This window comes from Frankia sp. AiPs1, assembly GCF_023716945.1.
In the GTDB taxonomy this organism is placed as follows: domain Bacteria; phylum Actinomycetota; class Actinomycetes; order Frankiales; family Frankiaceae; genus Frankia.
Window position 1 is genome coordinate 1 of record NZ_JAMQQF010000435.1, and the last position, 5,194, is coordinate 5,194.

At 73.9% G+C, this 5,194-nt stretch carries 3 protein-coding genes; 1 reads left to right on the top strand and 2 read right to left on the bottom strand.

What is annotated here, in order from left to right; translation table 11 throughout:
• Nucleotides 1-331, top strand: a 331-nt coding sequence (locus ND748_RS24670) for an acetyl-CoA carboxylase biotin carboxyl carrier protein subunit (RefSeq protein WP_251748368.1), incomplete at its 5' end; no start/stop codon positions are given.
• An 86-nt stretch (nt 332-417) separates the two neighbouring features.
• On the opposite strand, the gene ND748_RS24675 is transcribed toward ND748_RS24670, so the two are convergent.
• Entirely contained in the window at nt 418-2,418 is a 2,001-nt protein-coding gene (locus ND748_RS24675) for a toll/interleukin-1 receptor domain-containing protein (RefSeq protein WP_251748370.1), read from the bottom strand.
• Nucleotides 2,419-3,847: 1,429 nt separating this feature from the next.
• Nucleotides 3,848-5,194: ATP-dependent RecD-like DNA helicase (locus ND748_RS24685; protein WP_251748371.1), on the bottom strand; the 1,347-nt coding region annotated here is incomplete at its 5' end.

Genomic DNA, 5,194 nt, shown 5'->3' on the forward strand with positions numbered 1-5,194 from the left:
ACTCTGGCTGGGGCGGGAGGGGCGGGCCTGGGAGTTGGCCGAAGCGGTACCCGTCGCCGGCGCGGAGGCGGCCTCGGCCGCGGGCGGCCAGGCGCGCAGCCCCATGCCCGGCACGGTGATCGCCGTGCTCGTCGAGCCCGGCATGTCCGTCACCGCCGGGCAGTCACTGATCGTCGTCGAGGCGATGAAGATGGAGCATCCCGTCTCGGCGCCGGCCGCCGGCGTCATCGCCAGGGTGCTGGTCCGCCCCGGCGACCTGGTGACCCTCGACCAGGTCCTGGCGGTCGTCTCGCCGCCGGATCTCCCCGGCCCGACCGCCGCGGTTGCCTGACCGCTGGCATCGGGGCTGACTCGCCCGCGTGGCAGGGGTGCGCGGTCACGAGCTGACGCCCGCGGGCCGGCTCCCCGACTTCCCCATCAGCTTGCCCGGCGTCCGGTACTTTCGTCGCCGTCGCGCAGGGCCGCCATCCGGTCAACGAGCGTCGCGCGGGCCTCATCCGCACCGAGCCCGACAAGGTCCATCGACGCGACAAGGTCCATCGACCCGACGAGGCCCAGCCAGCCGGGCGGATCGCAGCGCTCGACCCGGACGGTGACCAGCCGGCCGCCGCGGGCCGCGGTCGCCGCCGGGAAGGCCTCCCGCCACTCGGCGCTGCCCTGCACCTCGCTCAGGAAAGCGGGGGAGAGCACGACGAGTGTCCACGGCACCTGGGCGACTGCGTCCGTCAGGGCGATGACCGTCCGCGGCCCGAGGGTTGCCCCGGCGCCGTCCGGGTTGCCGTGGTTGTCGGGGCCGGCGTCATCGCGATTGGCGTGATCAGGGTCGGTCTCATCGGCGTCGGTGTCATCGGGGTCGGGGTGCGGCAGAATTCGCCAGCCAGCGGCCTCGAGATGCCAGCCGATCCAGTCCGCCCAGGCGGCGTCGGCCCGCGCATGGGAGAGGAGCAGGTCGGCCGCGGACCCGTCGGCCGCGGGGTGCACCGACGAACCACGGACAGGCACGCCGCCCGCGACACTGGCCACGCCGAGTGGGGAGGCGCGGCAGTCGAGATCGTGCGGGTCGGGGCTGCCGTGTTGGTCAAGGCTGCCCTGCGGGTCAAGGCTGCCCTGCGGGTCAAGGCTGCTGTGCGGGTCAAGGTCGTGCGGGTCAAGGTCGTGCTGGTCGAGGAAGGCGGCGGCGGCGTTCGCGGCGAGGCGTAGGAACCAGCCTCGGTCCTCCTCGCGGGTCGACGCCCGGCCGAGGCAGGTCAGCGAGCAGGCCAGCAGCGACAGCGGTAGCTGGTCGCGCCACTGTTCGACGAGGTCGGCCGCGCGTGCCCACTGCTGTCCGGCGCGGCGGACCCGGTCGATGAACAGCCACAGCCACTGGGGCAGCAGCGCCCCGTCGAGGCCCGGGTCGAGCAGCACGTCGATCGTGGCGGTGCGCTGGGCCGGGGAGAGCTCGACCAACGTCCGGGCGAGGACGTGCAGCACGAGATGGGTGGGATCGCGGGTGAGCACGGCGTCGGCGGTGTAGCGCGACAGGTCGATGAGCTGGAAGGCCGCGCTCGCGTCGCGCAGATCGGTCGGGATGAGGATGTTCTCGACGTGCAGGTCCCCGTGGGCGCGTCCGACGAACGTGGGCAGCCGCAGGCCGGCGGTTCGGCTGGGGTCCAGGACCAGCGCGAACGGGTTGGCCAGGGGACGGTCCTCCTCCTCGACGGTGATGAGGCGGCCGGGATTCGCGGCGGCGAGGCGGTCCAGCCGGCTGCCGGGGGCGAGCCGGTCGCCGAGTTGGCGGCCGAGGATCGCCGGCACGCCCATCGAGGGCAGCCGGGTCCGCCCCGCCCACTCGCCGAGCACGGACCCGACGACCGCGGCGCTGACGTCGGCGAAGACGGTGGCATCGGCGGCCGGCCGGGGGAAGGCGGGCTGCGAGAAGGCGGACTGCGAGAAGGCGGACTGCGGGCCCTGAGCGCGGGCCGGCTGCCTCCCGCGGATCGGGCGGGGCGGATGCAGGACGACGTCGAGCAGTGTGTGCAGGGTGATCGGGTCACGCAGGCTGCCGCCGGCCACCCGCTGGAAGACGAACCACCGTCCGTCGCCGACCGGAATGGGCTGGTGGACCGGCCTGGTGAGGTGCTGTCTGGCGAAGTCCCGGGACTCGGTCAGTGCCCGCCGGTGGCGGGCGTACTCGCCGGGCTGGGGATCCTCCGCGCCGCCCGGTGCCCGGTCCAGCTTCATGATCAGTTGACGGGCACCCTCGTGGGGGTCGTCCGCCAGAACGGCGGCGACCCGGGCGGCGGACCGGCCGCCGATGAGCCAGCGGACCAGCCGAATGGTGGTTTCGGTCTGGGAGCACCACTGCCGCAGCGCGGTCACGGCGGCGTCGTCCAGCTCGGCCTGCAGGGGCTCGTCCAGCCAATGGGAGGACACCATGACTCCTGGGAACACGTGTTCGCGGATTGCGGGATTGCTTCCTGGCGACGGGCCGAGAATACCGCTCGGAATCCGGGTTGCCGCCCCGGGATCGGCGACCTGACTGATTCGGTGCTAATCGCGGACGTGGCCGCTGGCCGTTGTTCCGGTGGCGGGTGACAGCCGACCGGCCGTCCCGCCGGCCGGCTGTCCTGCTGGCCTGCCGGGCGAAACATCGGACCATCGCGTACGAAGTTGTACGGATTTGCCGTCCGGGTCTTTCCGGTTAGTCCGGCACGCGGTTATCTGGGAGCCGCCGAAGGGTCGCTGCCGCCGCAGCCGCATGATCTGCACCTCCGTGGCATCGGAGGTGGCTGGTCGACGGTCGCGCCCTCGGTCTGCCGCCGGAGCGGACCTGCCATCGGGGGGAGGCCCGCTCCGGCGGTCGGTAAATGCGCGCCGTGGCCGCGGGCCTTCCATCATGACGTGCCGCCGGGGCATTACCGCAATACTCGCGGTTCTTCGGGTCGCACCTCCGAAGCCGGCGGACGGTCGGCGGCGCAGATCGTAGCCGTCATCTTACTGCCATACGGCTTGCCCCGTCGTCGCTTCCGGTCAGGAATACAACGGGTGTCGCAGTGCGTACTCGCCGCTGTCTGTACGACCTTGTACGGCGATGCGCGACCGCCTTTTATCGGTGTCCCGAATGGGTTTTTCTCGACAGGCTGCGATCGCCCGTGAGCGCAGTGCTCGGAGGACGCGAGGAACGGTCGTGAGGTCGGATGGGAAGCCGTGCCGCCGGACAGCCGGCGGGCCGGGCAGCCACGGCGCGACGGCGGCGGACCACCGCCCGCCGCCTGGCCGATGTCCGGGCGATGACCCGGCCGGGATCCGCGCTGGCCGACGCCGTCCCGTTCGCCGCCGGCGGCCTCGCGGTGACGGATCGCCGGGTCGGTGCGGTGCTGCTGCTCGTCGTCGCCGGGGTGCTGGTGTCGGTGTTCGGCCGTCTGCTCGACGCCGTCGCCGGACTCGACACCGACCGGATCAACCCGCTGCGCCGGGACAGTCCCCTCGTCCAGGGCAGGCTCGCGCCCGGCTGGCCTACCGGATGGGCGGTGCTGGCCGGGACGGCGGTGCTGGCCGTGGTGGCGGTGCTGGCCGGGACGACCGTGGTGGGAACGGCTGGCAGGGCGGCGTCGTCCGGGAGGCCGTCGGACGGGTTGCCGTCCGGTGCCTGCCGGGGCGAGCGCGGACCAGGCAGGACAGTCGGTCCGGACCCGGACTCCCGGCCGGTCGCGGCCGTCCCGGGTGCGTCTGCGTCCACGACGGGAACGCTACCCATCCTCATGTTGCACGATCTTGCCTCCCGTCGGGGGCCCCCGACGCGTCGGGGGTGGCACAGTGGCCCACGGCAGCGACGGCTGCCGGCCACTGCCCGGCCATCAGCCTGTCATCCACGCTTCACCCCGGCACCGGAAGCGCGTGCCCGCATCGCTTCCGCACGGGCCACGAGACGTTCGGCTTCGCCCCCCGGCCCCACGCCGCCGGCGTCGATCCCCCCGTCAGACCCGCCGCTGCCAGGCCCGCCGCTGCCAGGCCCGCCGCTGCCAGGCCCGCCGCTGCCAGACCCGCCGCCGCCGGAGTGCACGACGCCGCTGTCAGGGCCTTCGCGCTGCGGGCTCCGACCACCCAGGTTCTGACCACCCAGGTCCTGACCACTCAGATCCTGACCGTCCAGGTTCGCGCCGTCGAGGCCCGCGCCGTCGAGGCCGTCGTCGTCCTCGTCGTCCTCGGCGAGTTCGCCGGCGATCTCGCCGGCGAGCAGGGGAGCGAGCGACGTCAGGCGGCGCCGGCCGCCCGCGTTGCGCACGGCGTTGCGCACCGCGGGGCCGTTCACGGCGACGATCGACAGGTGCGCCGCGGCCCGGGTGAGCGCGGTGTAGATCAGCGGGCGGGTCAGCATCCGGCCGGCCTCCGGCGGGAAGACGGCGACGACCGCGGGCCACTCGCTGCCCTGCGCCCGGTGCACCGTCACCGCCCAGCCGTGGCGAAGATCGCCGAGGATTCCCGCGGGCACCTCGACGACCCCGCCCGGGAAGGCGACCCGCAACGCCCCCCGTTCGCCCGCGGCGACAACGGTGCCGATCTCGCCGTTGGCGAACCCCACGTCGATGTGGTTGGCCGTCGCCACCACCCGGTCTCCGACGTCGAACCCCGACACCGCGCCCGCGCCCGGGTTGAGGACGCGTTTGAGCGCCGCGTTCAGCGCCCCCGTGCCGGCGGGCCCGGCATGCACCGGCGTGACGACCTGGATGTCGGCGACGGGGATTCCCAACGCCCGCGGAATCGAATCGGTGACGAGCTGCACGGCGCGGTGCGCCGCCTCCCCGGAGCTGGTCGAGGGAACGACGACCACCTCGCGGCCGGGGCCGGGCGGCGGCAGCTCCCCGCCGCGCACCGCGGCGGCCATCATCGCGATCGCGCCGCCCTCGACCTGCCGGTAGAGCCGGCGCAGCTCCGTCACCGGGATCTCGCCGGACTCCAGCAGATCGGTGAGGACCTGGCCGGGGCCGATGCTCGGCAACTGGGCGGGGTCCCCGACGAACATCAGATGGGTGCCCTCGGCGCAGGCGTCGAGCAGCGCGGCGGCGAGTTCCGCGTCGAGCATCGAGGCCTCGTCGACGACGACGAGATCGGCGTCGATCGGGTTGTGCTCGCCGCGGGCGAAGCCGCCGCCGCGGCCCTGCGCGCCGAGCAGGCGGTGCAGGGTGCTCGCCGGCGCCCCGCACAGCTCCTC